This window comes from Streptomyces griseoloalbus (genome assembly GCA_014650015.1).
Lineage (GTDB): Bacteria > Actinomycetota > Actinomycetes > Streptomycetales > Streptomycetaceae > Streptomyces > Streptomyces griseoloalbus.
Map to the genome: position 1 here is coordinate 42592 of BMUD01000003.1, position 14498 is coordinate 57089.

Annotated in this window: 13 protein-coding genes; 5 read left to right on the forward strand and 8 right to left on the reverse strand. The window is 72.1% G+C overall.

Annotated elements, in window-relative coordinates:
• Positions 1–60: 60 nt before the first annotated feature.
• Positions 61–435 carry an RNA polymerase-binding protein RbpA gene (locus IE178_RS05415; RefSeq protein WP_003977404.1) on the forward strand — a complete coding sequence of 125 codons (375 nt, stop codon included), beginning with the start codon at positions 61–63 and terminating at the stop codon, positions 433–435.
• Between the two features lie 145 nt (positions 436–580).
• Here IE178_RS05415 and fxsA read toward each other — a convergent pair whose 3' ends face one another.
• The 4 genes from fxsA to IE178_RS05435 form a co-directional block, all read right to left on the reverse strand.
• The gene (gene fxsA, locus IE178_RS05420; protein ID WP_184766344.1) at positions 581–1162 is read right to left on the reverse strand and encodes an FxsA family membrane protein; all 582 of its coding nucleotides are present in this window, start codon (positions 1160–1162) and stop codon (positions 581–583) included.
• A gap of 53 nt (positions 1163–1215) precedes the next feature.
• The gene (locus IE178_RS05425; RefSeq protein WP_184766343.1) at positions 1216–2022 is read right to left on the reverse strand and encodes a polyprenol monophosphomannose synthase; all 807 of its coding nucleotides are present in this window, start codon (positions 2020–2022) and stop codon (positions 1216–1218) included.
• Positions 2023–2601: 579 nt separating this feature from the next.
• Positions 2602–4206: an amidohydrolase gene (locus IE178_RS05430; RefSeq protein ID WP_193511501.1), complete on the reverse strand. Its 1605-nt coding sequence runs from the start codon at positions 4204–4206 to the stop codon at positions 2602–2604.
• A gap of 250 nt (positions 4207–4456) precedes the next feature.
• The gene (locus tag IE178_RS05435) at positions 4457–4897 is read right to left on the reverse strand and encodes an Lrp/AsnC family transcriptional regulator (protein ID WP_184766341.1); all 441 of its coding nucleotides are present in this window, start codon (positions 4895–4897) and stop codon (positions 4457–4459) included.
• A gap of 263 nt (positions 4898–5160) precedes the next feature.
• On the opposite strand from IE178_RS05435, the gene IE178_RS05440 reads away from it, so the two are divergent.
• Positions 5161–5601: a hypothetical protein gene (locus IE178_RS05440; RefSeq protein WP_184766340.1), complete on the forward strand. Its 441-nt coding sequence runs from the start codon at positions 5161–5163 to the stop codon at positions 5599–5601.
• A gap of 375 nt (positions 5602–5976) precedes the next feature.
• On the opposite strand, the gene IE178_RS05445 is transcribed toward IE178_RS05440, so the two are convergent.
• Complete coding sequence (locus tag IE178_RS05445; protein ID WP_193511502.1) at positions 5977–7149, reverse strand: acyl-CoA dehydrogenase family protein; 1173 nt, start codon at positions 7147–7149, stop codon at positions 5977–5979.
• A gap of 336 nt (positions 7150–7485) precedes the next feature.
• Here IE178_RS05445 and IE178_RS05450 point away from each other — a divergent pair, with 336 nt between their 5' ends.
• Positions 7486–8727, forward strand: a complete 1242-nt coding sequence (locus IE178_RS05450; protein WP_193511503.1) for a glycoside hydrolase family 18 protein — start codon at positions 7486–7488, stop codon at positions 8725–8727.
• 76 nt (positions 8728–8803) lie between these two features.
• Here the strand turns inward: IE178_RS05450 and IE178_RS05455 are convergent, their stop codons facing one another.
• The 3 genes from IE178_RS05455 to IE178_RS05465 all read right to left on the reverse strand — a co-directional run bounded on the left by IE178_RS05455 (position 8804) and on the right by IE178_RS05465 (position 11208).
• Positions 8804–9460 (reverse strand): TetR/AcrR family transcriptional regulator, encoded by a 657-nt coding sequence (locus IE178_RS05455; RefSeq protein WP_184766337.1) that lies wholly within the window; start codon positions 9458–9460, stop codon positions 8804–8806.
• A gap of 91 nt (positions 9461–9551) precedes the next feature.
• The gene (locus tag IE178_RS05460) at positions 9552–9692 is read right to left on the reverse strand and encodes an SCO1431 family membrane protein (RefSeq protein ID WP_184766336.1); all 141 of its coding nucleotides are present in this window, start codon (positions 9690–9692) and stop codon (positions 9552–9554) included.
• Positions 9693–9834: 142 nt separating this feature from the next.
• Positions 9835–11208 carry a C39 family peptidase gene (locus tag IE178_RS05465; RefSeq protein ID WP_193511504.1) on the reverse strand — a complete coding sequence of 458 codons (1374 nt, stop codon included), beginning with the start codon at positions 11206–11208 and terminating at the stop codon, positions 9835–9837.
• A gap of 336 nt (positions 11209–11544) precedes the next feature.
• On the opposite strand from IE178_RS05465, the gene IE178_RS05470 reads away from it, so the two are divergent.
• Positions 11545–12165: a uridine kinase family protein gene (locus IE178_RS05470; RefSeq protein WP_193511652.1), complete on the forward strand. Its 621-nt coding sequence runs from the start codon at positions 11545–11547 to the stop codon at positions 12163–12165.
• 430 nt (positions 12166–12595) lie between these two features.
• Positions 12596–14461 (forward strand): AAA family ATPase, encoded by a 1866-nt coding sequence (locus IE178_RS05475; protein ID WP_193511505.1) that lies wholly within the window; start codon positions 12596–12598, stop codon positions 14459–14461.
• Positions 14462–14498: the final 37 nt, after the last annotated feature.

The following is a 14498-nucleotide window of genomic DNA, read 5'->3' on the forward strand; positions in this document are numbered from 1 at the left end:
ACCGGATGACGACGACAGCGACACCTGTCCTGTGGGCGACAAGCCCGGGAGGCACGATTCATGAGTGAGCGAGCTCTTCGCGGCACGCGCCTCGTGGTGACCAGCTACGAGACGGACCGCGGCATCGACCTGGCCCCCCGCCAGGCCGTGGAGTACGCATGCGAGAAGGGGCACCGCTTCGAGATGCCCTTCTCGGTCGAGGCGGAGATTCCGCCGGAGTGGGAGTGCAAGGTCTGCGGTGCCCAGGCACTCCTGGTGGACGGCGACGGCCCCGAGGAGAAGAAGGCCAAGCCCGCGCGTACGCATTGGGACATGCTGATGGAGCGGCGCACCCGAGAGGAACTCGAAGAGGTCCTCGAGGAGCGTCTCGCCGTTCTGCGCTCCGGTGCGATGAACATCGCGGTTCACCCCCGGGACAGCCGAAAGTCGGCTTGATCCCGGAGGGGACCTGGGCAGAACCACAACGCACAGCGATAGGACCGCGGGCGCCGTACTTTCGGGTACGGCGCCCGCGGTCCTGTCTGCGTTCCCTCGGCCGGAACCGGCCTTGCCCTGCTTGGCCGGCCCGGTTCCGACCGCCTCAGCGCGTCAGCGGCGGACGCGGACCCTGCGGCGTGTCCCCATACGTGCTTCCGGGTTCGTCCCGGATGACCTCGCCCTGGACGACCTTGCCGTCGGGCCGGCGCATGCGGGCCTGCTGGAAGGCGTCCCCCAGGGAACCCTGCGCGGCCTCACGGAGCCTGCGCTCGAAGGTCCGCTCGGCGTAACGGCTCACGGCCTTCTGAACCGGCGGCACCAGCAGGATCAGGCCCAGCGCGTCCGAGACGAGACCCGGGATGACCAGCAGCAGCCCGCCCAGCATCATCAGGCCGTTGCCCTCGCTGTTCGGTCCCGGCGTGGGAGGCACGCCGTTCTGCTGCTGTTGCAGCGTCTCGGTGAGGCTCTTGAACGCCCGTCGGCCCGCCCGCTTGACGACGACCGATCCGAGGAGCAGACCGGCCACCAGGATCAGGAGGACCACCAGCCCGTTCGACGCCCCGGCGACCATGGTGAGCAGCCAGATCTCCAGAACGAGCCACGCGGCGACACTCAGCGGCAGGAAGGTCCGCAGCCGGGAGCGCCGGGGCCGGACGGGATACGGGGTCTGAGCTCCAGTCGTCATGCTCCCAGTGTGCCTGGGCCAGGCTCAGCGCGGGATAAGGGGTGACCAGGCCGCTACGCGTGGGGCTGCTTGTCGTCGCCGCGCCCGAGGACCTTGCCGACCCGCTCCCCCACGCCCCACGCGGTGACCCGCCACAGCGCCTCGACGAGGATGTCGCGGCTCATCTTGGAGTCGCCGAGTTCCCGCTCGACGAAGGTGATGGGCACCTCGACGACGTGGTAGCCCGCCTTGACCGCGCGGCGGGCCAGATCGACCTGGAAGCAGTACCCCTGGGAGGCGACATCCTCGAGCCCGAGGCCCTCCAGGGTCTCGCGGCGGAAGGCGCGGAAGCCGCCGGTGATGTCGCGCAGCGGCAGATCGAGCGCCACGCGCGAGTAGAGGCTGCCTCCGCGGGAGATGAACTCACGGGACTTCGGCCAGTTCACCACCCGGCCGCCCGGCACCCAGCGCGAACCGAGCACCAGGTCGGCGCCCTTGAGGGCGGTCAGCAGGCGGGGCAGTTCCTCGGGCTGGTGGGAACCGTCGGCGTCCATCTCGACCAGTACGCCGTAGCCGTGCTCCATGCCCCAGCGGAAGCCCGCGAGATACGCCGCGCCCAGGCCCTCCTTGCCCTTGCGGTGCAGCACCTGGACGTGGTCGTCCTCAACGGCCAGTTCGTCGGCCAGCTTGCCCGTGCCGTCGGGGCTGTTGTCGTCGGCCACGAGAACGTGCGCCTCGGGAACGGTCTTGCGCACCCGGCCGACGATCGCCTTGATGTTCTCCGCCTCGTTGTAGGTCGGAATGATCACCAAAGCCGTGCCGAGCGGGCCGAAGTTCCTTCCCTGGGATCCTGCCGCGAGGGTCCCGTCGCCGTCGTTCACTGCTGCCCCTTCATGTCCTGTGCGCAGGGTCCCACCATAGTGGTCCGGGGCCTGCGATGACGTGACAGGACGTTCGTATGGTGGTGTCGTTCACCGGAGATCGGGTAGGAATACCCTTTTTCGAGGCCCGGCGTCCAGGGCCCGACGCCCGGGCGCGACGAGGGCACGGCGTACGGCGGCGGATGGGGGCCCGGCGCCCTTCGGGCCGGCCCGGGATCCGCCGGCTGCGGATCGACCTGAAGCCGTTGTCTACTGAACGCCCGGGCCCCACCCGGGTCACACCTCCCCGACCGGCTGGAACGGTCCCTCCGTACGGCGCGGGCGCTGAGCCTGGTTCCCAGTGGCGGTGCACCGGTGCGGCACACCGTCCCTGACCCAGCGGCGCTGACACGAGTGGCCGGAAGTACTCCGGTCGGGCGTCCGGTGGTGGACCCGGCCGAACCTACCGGCCCCCCGCGGCCGCCTGTCAACAGTCGTTCCACCTGCGCAATGTGGTTCACATGCCTGGTCAGCGAGGAGGATCCGCAGGTCGCGAGACGGGGGCGCGGCGCATGATCGTCATCGCGCCGTCCCTGTAGATCACTCACCCGGCCGTACGAAGACCGTGCGACCGCCGACCACCGTGCGCAGACAGACGGGCAGGTCACGCCCCGGTGAGAGGTCGGGCAGGCCCGGGGTGCCGGAACGCGGGTCGGTGGACCAGCGGGCCACCCGGTCGTCGGGTGCCTGGACGACGAGTTCACCGGTGTGCCAGACGGCGTAGTCGGCCGGTGCGCCGGGCACCAGGACACCCGCGTCGTCACGTCCGGTCGCCCGCCAGCCGCCGCGCGTGTGCGCGGTGAAAGCGGCGCGCACCGAGACGCGGTGCTCCGGGGTGCGGTGGAACGCGGCGGCCCGGACCGTGCCCCAGGGGTCGAGGGGGGTGACGGGACTGTCGGAGCCGAAGGCGAGCGGGACCCCGGCGCGCAGCAGCGCGGCGAACGGGTTCAGCGAGCGGGCCCGCTCCGGTCCCAGACGCCGGGCGTACATACCCTCCGCACCGCCCCACAGGGCGTCGAAGGCGGGCTGGACGGAGGCGGTCAGGCCGAGTTCGGCGAAGGCGGCGATGGTCTCGGGGGTGAGCATCTCGGCGTGCTCGACACGGTGCCGGGCGGCCCGCACGCGAGCGAGGCCGAGCTTGTCGGCGGCGGCCCGCATGCCGTCCACGACGGTGCTCACCGCGGCGTCGCCGATGGCGTGGAAGCCCGCCTGGAGACCGGCCTCGGTGCAGTTCACCACGTGGGCGGCGACGGCGGCGGCGTCCAGGTGTGCAGTGCCGGTGTGGCCGGCGTCGGCGTACGGCTCGTGCAGGCAGGCGGTGTGCGAGCCGAGGGCGCCGTCGGCGAACAGGTCCCCGGCCGCGCCGATCGCGCCCAGCTCCCGTGCCTTGGCGACGTCCTGTTCCGCCCAGTAGCCGACGACGCGCGGGCCTGTCTCCTCGGCCGCGAGCCGCAGCAGGCCGGTGAAGTCGTCCTCGGAGGAGATCTCCGGGCCGCCGCACTCGTGGACCGTGCCGATGCCGAGGGAGGCGGCGTGGGCGAGGGCGGCGCGCTGGGCCTCGGTGCGCTGGGCCGGCGTGACGGCGGCCAGGGCGGCGGCGCGCACCGCGTGGTGGGCGTCCCCGGTGAGCGGGCCGTCCTCGCGGGTGCCCCGGTCCGCGACGAGGTCGAGCAGCGCCGTGGTGACGACCGCGGAATGGACGTCGATCCGGCTGAGGTAGAGGGGACGGCCGCCGGTGGCCTCGTCGAGTTCGGCGCGGGTCGGCGGGCGGCCACCGGGCCAGCGGGCGGCGTCCCAGCCGTGCCCGAGCAGCACCCGGTCGTCGGGGCGGGCGGTGGCGAACTCCCGTACGCGGGCCAGCGCGGCTTGAAGCGAAGGGGCGGTGGACAGGTCGAGGCCGGTGAGGGCGAGCCCCGTGGCCGTGGTGTGCACGTGCGCGTCCGTGAACGCCGGGGTGACCAGCGCCCCGTCGAGGTCGATCACCTCGTCGACCCCGTCCGCGAAGGCGTCGGCGGCGCCCTCGGAGCCGACCCAGGCGACCTGACCGCGCTCGACGACCATGGCGGTCGCGAAGGGGTCGGCGGGGCTGTGGACCTCGCCGCGACGGAGCAGGACGGTGTGCGACGGGACGGTGCGTTCACTCATGCCCCACAGTCTCGCGCGCCGCCCGTCCCGCCCCGCATCCAGGTCCGGCTCACCGGCCCCGGCGGCTCCGGGCGCCCCTGACGCGTGCGGCACGGCACCGGTGCCCCGGCCCGGACCCGATGCCGCGCGGGGGCCGGAGTCGGTGGGCGCTGCCCCGCGACCGTGTCCGACGGGGCGGGACCGCCACGCGTCGCGGCACGCACCCCCGCCGCCCCTGCGCGGACGCCGCCCGCAGCCCGTGGAGCGCGTGTCAGACGCGGGGCGGGCGGGACTCGTACGGCGTGGAGAGGACCACCGTCGTGCGGGTCGAGACGCCTGCCAGGGTGCGTACGCGCGCGAGCAGTTCCTCCAGTTCGTGCGGTGTGGACACGCGCACCTTGAGGATGTAGTTCTCGTCGCCCGCGACGCTGTGGCAGGCCTCGATCTCGGGAACGCCGGCGAGGCGGTCCGCGATGTCGTCGGGGGCGCTGGGGTCGAAGGGTTTGACCGAGATGAAGGCGGTCATGGGCAGGCCCACCGCCTCCGGGTCGACGACCGCGGCATAGCCGCGGATGACGCCACGCTGTTCCAGCCGGCGCACCCGCTGGTGCACGGCCGACGTGGACAGGCCCGTGGCCTTGCCCAGGTCTGTGTAGCTCATCCGCCCGTCCTTGACGAGCAGCTGCACGATCTGTCGGTCCAGCTCCTCCATGGCGCAAGAACCTACAGTGCGCTCGATCCCCTCCGATACCTGAACCGCCCAGGTCATACCCGGTTCGTGATGTGCCGGGTGGCCGCGCGCGGCACGGGGACGGAGGCGTCGCACGGGGCACCTGCGCATGGCATGTGACGAACGCCACACCCCTCGAACGGTCTCCGTGATGTTCCCGTGATTACCCCGGAGAGGGGACGGGAAGTGCTTGCTGTGGTCGAGGCCGCAGCGCCTTCACGGCCCAGCCCGAGGGGGAGAACCCAATGCAGAGTCTTAAGCGCCTTGGTCGTCGTACCACGTCCAAGAGGCAGCAGCCGATCGTCGTCGAGTTCGAACCGGAGTACGTCGAACCCGACGCCCCGGACGACGAACCGGACGCGTACGACACCTTCGAGATGTACCGGGTCGTGTGCCCGGACTGCGCTCAGCCCATCGCCCTGCTGGCGGACGAGGACGTCCTGCCGGAGCACGCGCTGTGCGCCTCTCCGTGGAACCCGTTCGGACTCACGGTCTGCGCCGGTACCGGCCGCCGCGCCTCCGAGGCCCGGCCGGCGGACGAGTCCATCGCGCCCCAGGAGCAGGACACCGCCCTGCTGTTGACGCTCCCTCAGGGGCTCGACTGGCGCACCCAGCCCTTCTCGCACGTCGGCGGTCCGGGCTCGCGTCCGATCAGGGTCCCGTCGATGCGGCGCCACGCCGCCTGAGCGGTTCCCGCCATCCCAGCGCCTGCCCGGACGAGGGCGACGTGCGCCGTCCGCCGCCCTCGTCCGCGGTCGTCGTCGGATCCGCCGTACGGGACGGCCGCGAACGCACGCTCTATTCCGGCGGTTGGTGACCCGTCCGGTCGCTCCCGCGTTGCCCAGGTATGACGACCCCCACGTACTCGACGACCGGGCGTCAACGCCGTGTCTTCGCGCCGCCGCCCACGGAAGGGGCGGTACCGGCGCCGCCCCAGTATCCGGATCCGCCGATCTACCGCGATCTGATGCGGATGTGGGCCGACCGGGGCCGCACCCTGCCCGGTCGGCACGACCCGGAGTGGACCCGGCTCTCGGCGCCCTGGCGCGGGCTCGGTCAGTTCAGCGCGTCTCCGGCCCCGCGAGGTGGCGGGCGATGACCATGCGCTGGATCTGATTGGTGCCCTCGACGATCTGCAGGACCTTGGCCTCGCGCATGTAGCGCTCGGCGGGGAAGTCCGCGGTGTAGCCGTAGCCGCCGAGGATCTGCACGGCGTCGGTGGTGACCCGCATCGCGGTGTCGGTGCAGTGCAGCTTGGCCATGGCCGCCTGCCGGCCGAACGGCCGCCCCGCGTCGCGCAGTCGGGCCGCCGCCAGGTACAGCGCGCGGCCCGCCTCGATCTGGGTGGCCATGTCGGCGAGCATGAAGCGCAGTCCCTGGAAGTCGGCGATCGGCTTGCCGAACTGCCGCCGCTCGGTCGCGTAGGCGAGTGCTTCGTCGAGCGCGGCCTGCGCCAGGCCGACCGCGCAGGCCGCGATGCCGAGCCGGCCGCCGTCCAGCGCCGACAGGGCGATCGCGAAGCCCAGCCCCTCCTCGCCGATGCGCCGCGCGTCGCCGACGCGGACGCCGTCGAGATGGATCTGGGCGGTGGGCGAGCCCTTCATCCCCATCTTCTTCTCCGGCACGGCGGCACTCAGCCCCTCGGCGTCCCCGGGCACCAGGAACGCGGTGATGCCGCGCGGGCCCTCCCCGCCGGTGCGGGCCATGACGGTGTAGAAGTCGGCGATTCCGCCGTGCGTGATCCATGACTTGGTGCCGCTGATCACCCAATGGTCACCGTCGCGCACCGCCTTGGTGCGCAGGGAGGCCGCGTCCGAGCCCGAGGCCGGCTCGGAGAGGCAGTAGGCGCCGAGCAGGCCGCCGCCGAGCATCGCGGGCAGGTGCTCGGCCTGCTGCTCCTTGGCGCCGTAGGAGGCGAGCGCGTACGAGGCCAGGGTGTGCACGCTGACGCCGAGGCCGACGGTGAGGCGGGCCATGGCGAGCTCTTCGAGGACCTGGAGGTAGACCTCGTACGGCTGGTCGCCGCCACCGTACTCGGAGTCGTAGGGGAGGCCGAGCAGGCCGGACTCGGAGAGGAGGGTGAACACCTCGCGCGGGAAGCGCCCCGCGTCCTCCTCCTCGGCGGCCCGGGGGGCGATCTCGCGCTGCGCGATGTCGCGGACGAGCGAGATCAGGTCCCGGGCCTCGTCCGTGGGCAGTTGTCGGTCCACCGGCTGCGGGGCGCGGTCGGGCATGGCGACGCTCTCCTCCCTGTTCGGGCACATCGGCGTGCGCCTTGGGTGGGGGCGGCTCCGCCGGGGTCGTATCGGTGCCTGGCCGATGCTCGCACTCCCGGGTCTCGGAAGCTGCTGACCAGCGGCTGTGCGCTGTGAGTATGCCCGATCGGCGGCACCGCGTCACCAGTTAACGACCGCTTACTTCAAGAAACCGCCAGCGGGCCCTCCCCCCTTCCACATTGGTCCGCACCATTGACCAACTGGTCTAGTCCTCCTAGTGTTTCGCACCGACCGAGTCACCGCGTTCATGCCAATCCGGCTCGCGTTTCCCCTCCCCCCACGAGGAGACACTGGATGTCATCCCCCCACCGTCCCCGCACCCTGCGGGCGCTCGTGTCCGCGGCCTGCGCCGCCGTGCTCGGCGCCGGACTGCTCGCCGGCGCGGGCGCCTCGACCGCCACGGCCGCCGCGACCTCGGCCCAGGAGGCCGCCGCCGGTTCGAAGGTCATCGGGTACTTCACCGAATGGGGCACCTACGACCGCAAGTACTACGTCAAGAACATCGACACATCGGGCTCGGCCGACAAGCTCACCCACATCAACTACGCCTTCGGCAACGTCACCGGCGGCAAGTGCGCCATCGGCGACTCCTACGCGGCCACCGAGCGCACCTACACGGCCGCCGAGTCCGTGGACGGCGTGGCGGACACCTGGGACCAGCCGCTGCGCGGGACCTTCAACCAACTGCTCGAACTCAAGAAGAAGCACCCGGACCTCAAGGTCCTGTGGTCGTTCGGCGGCTGGACCTGGTCCGGCGGCTTCGGCGAGGCCGCCAAGGACCCGGCCGCGTTCGCGCAGTCCTGCTACGACCTGGTCGAGAACTCCAAGTGGGCCGATGTCTTCGACGGCATCGACATCGACTGGGAGTACCCGAACGCCTGCGGCGCCACCTGCGACACCAGCGGCCGGGACGCCTTCCGGAACCTGATGTCGGCGCTGCGCGCCAAGTTCGGCTCCGGCAACCTGGTCACCGCGGCGATCACCGCGGACGCCACGGCGGGTGGCAAGATCGACGCCGCGGACTACGCGGGCGCCGCCCAGTACGTCGACTGGTACAACCCGATGACGTACGACTTCTTCGGCGCCTGGGACGCCGCCGGTCCCACCGCGCCGCACTCGGCGCTGACCTCGTACGACGGCATCCCGAAGGCCGGCTTCCACTCCTCGGCGACCATCGCGAAGCTCAAGGGTCTCGGCATCCCCGCCCACAAGCTGCTGCTCGGCATCGGCTTCTACGGCCGCGGCTGGACCGGCGTCACGGGGTCGGAACCCGGCGGCACCGCGACGGGCCCGGCGGCGGGCACGTACGAGCAGGGCATCGACGACTACAAGGTGCTCAAGACCAAGTGCCCGGCGACCGGCACGGTGGCCGGCACGGCCTACGCCAAGTGCGGCAACGACTGGTGGAGCTATGACACCCCGGAGACCGTCGCGACCAAGATGACCTACAAGGACGAGCAGGGTCTGGGCGGCACGTTCTTCTGGGAGCTGAGCGGCGACACCGCCGACGGGGAGCTGATCAAGGCGATCCGGTAGTCCTTGCGAGCGCGCGGGGGGGTCGGAGGTTCCACGGGGGGACCTCCGGCCCCCGCGCCGTCCGGGTCCGGCCGGCTCAGCGGTCGCGGCGGGCGGGCGCCGGGGCCGGGTAGGCGGGGTCCAGTTCCTCGATGGCGCGCATGGCCCCGCCGAGCGTCCTCACCAGCAGCTCGCGCATCGTCTCGCGGGGCAGGTCACCGCGGTCGATCCAGGCGAGCGCGGCCCCCTCGACGCTGCACACCCAGGCCAGCAGCCCCATCCGCGCCAACGGCGCGATGTCGGTGCGGCCGTAGGCGCCCTCGGCGACGGTCGCGACGATCGCCTCGCGCACACCGTCCCGGATGGCGTGCACCTCGGCGTCGAAGCCGATGCCGCCGCTGACGATCGCGCGATAGGCGGCCTGATTGTGCTCGGCGTACCGCAGATAACTGTCGATGGTGCGGTGCACCCGCTCCACGGGCGGCAGCTCGCCCTCGCTCGCCGCCAGGGTGACCAGACCGGCCACCGAGTCCTCGACGATCGCCAGGTAGTAGCCCCGCTTGGAGTGGAAGTAGTAGTAGATCAGCCCCTTGGCGACATGCGCCTGGCGTGCGATGTCGTCCATGGAGAGCGCGTCGTACGACGTGTCGGCGAACAGCCGCCGTCCGATGGCGATGAGTTCGGCGCGACGCGCCGAGGAGCGCTCGGTGCCGCGCGCGCCGGGGCGCACGGCCGACTGCCGGCTGATGTTCACTGTCGACCCAGGTCTCCTGCGGGCGGCGGGACGTCCGCCGCAGTATGGCAGGTCACCGGAGGGCCGGGTCACAGCAGCCCGAGGGCTCCGGTCACAGCAGTCCCAGCTGGGTCACGAACATGGCGATCACGACGACGAGGGTCCATCCCATGACGTGCTCGAGGATCTTCGGACCGTCCTCCTGCGGGCCGCCGGTGCGGGCACGGGTGACGGTGGCTGCGTTCGCGGTCATGGCTTCTCGCTGGTGTCGGTGGTGCGGTGGACTCCCCCCGGGGCCCTGTCCACCTTGCCACCGGGGGTGGCTCGTGCGGCCGAGACGTTGGTCACACGCGCCGGCGGACCCCGGTCGTCCGGGGCCCGCCGGACGAAGCGGCTCAGCGCACCCCCACCGCCGCGAGCGCCTTTCGCTGGCTCGGGGTCGAACGTGCCGGGAAGTAGAGGTAGCAGACCCCTCCGGTGCCGGAGACGACCTTGCCCGAGGCGTTGTACCGCTTGGTCCTCAGCCAGATGTTCTCCCACTCGCGCCGCTTGTAGACCCGGCGCACGGCCTCGTTGTCGTCCGAGGCGGGGTCGTTGGCGATCACATCGCCGTCGGCGGTGAAGCCGATCACCGTCATCAGATGCCCGGACGTGCCGTAGCCCGCCCCGGTCAGCTCCTCCTCGCGGAACGACTGGGACGTGATGGCCGGGATGCCCGCCGCGATCAGCGTCTCCAGGTCGGCGAGGGAGCCGAGGCGGGTCACCACGCCCTGGAGGCCCTTGAAGGTCGCCGCGTACGCGGCGTTGAAGGGCCAGTTGCCGCAGCCCGCGTACTGGTAGTCGTAGGTGTGCCGGGCCGCGTGGCAGACCTGCGGGTCGGCGTAGGACGGGTCGACCCAGGACACCTGCTCCTCGGTGAGCCGGCCGCCCCAGTACTCGATGATCATCTGCGAGGAGGTCGGGCTGCACCAGGCCTCGCCGCCGTTGTCGTACTCCGGGTACTGGCCCTTGTGGATCTCCTGCGAGTAGCGCGGGACGACCAGTTCCCGGGCCAGACGGGGCGTGGAGGCGGGGACGGTGAACCGGTCGGGGACGTCGGAGCCCATCGCACCGACCCGCCACACGGTCGGGGTGAGGCCCGTGCCGGGGCGGCGGTGGAGGGTGAGGCGCAGCCGGTAGGAGACGACCCGCAGACCCGAGGCCGCGTCGTCGACGGCGAGGGTGTCCGTCCAGACGCTGCTGCGGCCGTCGCTCTGGTCGTCCACCGAGGTGCGCCGGATGTCCTGGTCCCCGGCCGCCCAGCGGCCCATGACGTACCAGGGGCTGTGCGTGCCGTCGGAGTAGGTGCCCTTCAGCTCGACCTGGAGCCAGGTGCCCTCGGGGGTGTGCGCGTTCCAGGAGGCGATCGCCTCCGTGGCCGGAACGTCCAGGCGGTGGACGGGCGAGGTCCAGGTCGCGTACTCCCACCGGGCCGTGCGGCCGGTGTGCGGGTCGGTGTAGTCCGTGGTGCCGGCGGCTCGCGCGATCACCAGGCCGGGGCGGGCGCCGGCGACGGCGCGGGTCCCGTCGGCCGTGCCGCTGCGCCAGTCGGCGTACGAGGTCCAGGCCCGGTTGTCGACGGCGCGGGCGGCGGCCCGGCCGGCGTCCGGGGTGTCGGTGGCGCCGCCGGTCACGGTCCCGGCGGTCGCCGGGCCCGCGCTCCCGGCGACGGCGGCGACGACCGCCGCGGCCAGGAGGGTTCTGCGGGAGGGCAGTTCGGCTCTGCTCATGGGTGGAGGACCCCCAGGTGTCGGAGTCGGGACAGGACCAGTGCACGGCCGGCGGACGGCGTACGTCCGCCGGATGGAGCGGGTGTGCGCCAACTATGAACGCAGCCGGGCGCATCCTGCCAGCACCCGGGCCGTGCCGCGCCGACCAACATGGGACTCGACCAATAACGGGACCCGCCCCGGGCGCGGAGCCGAGTACATCCAGTACGAGGCTCTACGCCCGGCACGCCGAGAGCACGCACCTGACGCCGCGAGGCCGCCCTGCGGGCGACGACGCGAATCGTCAGACAGGCCCTAGAGTGCTTGCGTCAGCTCTGAGCACCCCGGGAACCAGCCATTCACGATCTCGCCGCCCGTATCCGCCGGCTCGGCCCGTCCTGCGGCCCGGTCCGGCTCGTCGGTGTCGACGGACACGCCGGCTCCGGGAAGTCGACGTTCGCCGGAGAGCTGGCGGAGGTTCTGGACGGCGCTCCCGTGCTGCGGCTCGACGACGTCGCCCGTCACGAGGAACTGTTCGGCTGGACCGGACGGCTGCTGAGCCAGGTGATCGAACCGCTCGGCCGCGGCGAGACCGCGCACTACGCCCCGTACGACTGGCGGACCCGCCGCTTCGGACCGCCCCGCCCGCTGCCGCCCGCCCCCGTGGTCGTCGTGGAGGGGGTCGGCGCGGGACGCCGGGCGCTGCGCCCGCATCTGGCGCTGCTGCTGTGGATGGACCTGCCCCGGGAGGAGTCCTGGTCGCGGGGGAGGGCGCGGGACGGGGAGGAGCAGCGGGAGTTCTGGGACGGATGGGTCCGCGCGGAGCGCGAGCACTTCGCGGGCGACCCCTCACGTCCGTTCGCCGACCTTCTGGTGCGACAGCGCCGGAAGGGATACGTGTTGCTTCCCGGGCCTGCCGGGACGGGTGAATCAGCCCCTCCGCTCACGCTCGGTGACGAGTCATCCGCAATGTGGTGATCCTGTGAAGAGCGGTCCCGGACAAGTTGCCGGAGTGCCCCAACTCGGCTTGACCGGGGGCCCGTACAGGTCTTACGTTCTCAATGTGCGGTCCTTCGGGGTCGCCCGCAGACGCGAAGCCCCCGGTTGTTCCCCCGTGATCGGGGGCTTCGTTCTGCCCTCTTCACATTTTCCGGCCGCTCTGTGGCATATGACGATCACCCTGGGTCACCGAGCGTGGTCCGCACTCTCCCGTCCGGCCTCGTCCTTTGACGTGCGCGGCACCCTACGGACGTGACGCCGCCGCAGGTACGATGCCCTCGGTGCGACCTACGGACGCTGCTTCGCGCACCTTGCAACTCCGGTCCGCGGCACAGCGGTTCGACCAAGGGAGCCGACGGCCGAGGTGCCGGCCGGCACACCGACGGGGGCACGGTTTGTGGGGGACGTGATGGACTTCGGCACGCAGGGCCCGCAAGCCCCGGCCGACCTCGCCTGGCTGCGGGGCGTGGACGCCTACACGATGGGCGCCTATCCGCAGGCGGAGGAGGAGTTCCGGGCCGCGGTGCGGATCGACCCGGGGATGGCCGACGGCTGGCTCGGGCTGCACGCGCTGCGCGTCGACACGACGACCGCGCTGCTCAGGATGTTCCGGCACCGCGAGCGCTTCGGCGAACAGCGCGCCCGGCACCGTCGGGCGCTCAACTCCTGGTACTGGCTGGGCTGGTGGGTGCAACCGGTGCTGGAGAGCCCCCGGGATCTGCTGCTGGCGCACGCCTCCCACTGGCTGGACGGCCGTCACGTCCCCGAACTGGACCGGGCGCTCGCCGGACTGCCCCCGGTGGACACCGATCCGCAGGTCCGCTTCCTGCACGCCTGCCGTGCCTATCTGGTCAAGGACTGGGAGCAGCTGGTCCGGCACACCGATCCGCTGGTGGACGACCCGATGCTGGGCATCGAGGCGGGCCTGTTCGCCGGCATGGCCCGGGTGCGTCTGGAGATGTACGGACAGGCCGAACCGCTGCTGTCGGCGGCGCTGATGCGGTGCCGCAGCGAACAGCCGCAGCGCAAGGAGCTGCGCTACTGGCTGGCCCGCGCCCACGAGGGAACCGGCCGCAGCGCGGCCGCGCTCCCCCTGTACCGGGCCGTGCACCGGGTCGACCCGGCCTTCATGGACACCGCCGCCCGGCTCGCCGCGATCGCCGAGGGCGACGGGTACGACGGCGATTCCGCCGACCTCGCCGCGATCACCCTCACCGGTGCCGGACAGGACATGATGGACGGCCCCGACATGCTCGACCCGCTCTTCGGCACCGAGGGCCGCGACCTCAGGCTGTCCGAGCCCGAGCCGTCACCGGCTCCCCTCCCGTCGGTCACCGGTCCGTCGGTGCGCGAGCGCGCGGGTACCTCGGGGACTCCGCTGCCCACGGGGCCCACCGACCCCGCGCTCCTGGAGGAGGCGCTTGCCGAACTCGAGCGCATGGTGGGCCTGGAGCCGGTGAAGCGCCAGGTCAAGGCGTTGTCGGCGCAGCTGAACATGGCCCGGCTGAGGTCCGGCCAGGGGTTGCCGGTGCAGCCGCCGAAACGCCACTTCGTCTTCTCCGGCCCCTCCGGCACCGGCAAGACCACGGTGGCCCGCATCCTGGGCCGCGTCTTCTACGCCCTCGGACTGCTCGGCGGCGACCATCTGGTGGAGGCCCAGCGGGCGGATCTGGTCGGCGAGTACCTCGGGCAGACCGCCGTCAAGGCCAACGAGCTGATCGACTCCGCGCTCGGCGGGGTCCTGTTCGTCGACGAGGCCTACTCGCTCTCCAACTCCGGCTACGGCAAGGGCGACGCCTACGGCGACGAGGCGCTCCAGGTGCTGCTGAAGCGGGCCGAGGACAACCGCGACCACCTGGTGGTGATCCTGGCCGGCTACCCGGAGGGCATGGACCGGCTGCTGGCCGCCAATCCGGGACTGTCGTCCCGGTTCACCTCCCGCGTGGACTTCCCCTCCTACCGGCCGCTGGAGCTGACCGCGATCGGCGAGGTGCTGGCCGCCGAGAACGGGGACGCCTGGGACGAGGAGGCGCTGGACGAGTTGCGGTCGATCGCCGGGCATGTGGTGGATCAGGGGTGGATCGACGAGCTGGGCAACGGGCGGTTCCTGCGGACGCTGTACGAGAAGAGCTGTGCGTACCGGGATCTGCGGTTGTCGGTGTATCCCGGGGCGTTGACGCGGGACGATCTGGCGACGTTGCGGCTGCCGGATCTGATGCAGGCGTATGGAGAGGTGCTGTCGGGGCGGGGCCCGCAGGATCCGACGCCGATGTGAGGCACCGGCGCCGGGGCGCCTCGGGGGGTGTCGGGCT

What these genes read in the sequence shown, in the direction of transcription:
- IE178_RS05415 (WP_003977404.1), top strand. Translation starts at nt 61, where the DNA reads ATGAGTGAGCGAGCTCTTCGCGGCACGCGCCTCGTGGTGACCAGCTAC.
- fxsA (WP_184766344.1), bottom strand. Translation starts at nt 1,162, where the DNA reads ATGACGACTGGAGCTCAGACCCCGTATCCCGTCCGGCCCCGGCGCTCC.
- IE178_RS05430 (WP_193511501.1), bottom strand. Translation starts at nt 4,206, where the DNA reads ATGAGTGAACGCACCGTCCCGTCGCACACCGTCCTGCTCCGTCGCGGC.
- IE178_RS05435 (WP_184766341.1), bottom strand. Translation starts at nt 4,897, where the DNA reads ATGGAGGAGCTGGACCGACAGATCGTGCAGCTGCTCGTCAAGGACGGG.
- IE178_RS05440 (WP_184766340.1), top strand. Translation starts at nt 5,161, where the DNA reads ATGCAGAGTCTTAAGCGCCTTGGTCGTCGTACCACGTCCAAGAGGCAG.
- IE178_RS05445 (WP_193511502.1), bottom strand. Translation starts at nt 7,149, where the DNA reads ATGCCCGACCGCGCCCCGCAGCCGGTGGACCGACAACTGCCCACGGAC.
- IE178_RS05450 (WP_193511503.1), top strand. Translation starts at nt 7,486, where the DNA reads ATGTCATCCCCCCACCGTCCCCGCACCCTGCGGGCGCTCGTGTCCGCG.
- IE178_RS05460 (WP_184766336.1), bottom strand. Translation starts at nt 9,692, where the DNA reads ATGACCGCGAACGCAGCCACCGTCACCCGTGCCCGCACCGGCGGCCCG.
- IE178_RS05465 (WP_193511504.1), bottom strand. Translation starts at nt 11,208, where the DNA reads ATGAGCAGAGCCGAACTGCCCTCCCGCAGAACCCTCCTGGCCGCGGCG.
- IE178_RS05475 (WP_193511505.1), top strand. Translation starts at nt 12,596, where the DNA reads ATGGACTTCGGCACGCAGGGCCCGCAAGCCCCGGCCGACCTCGCCTGG.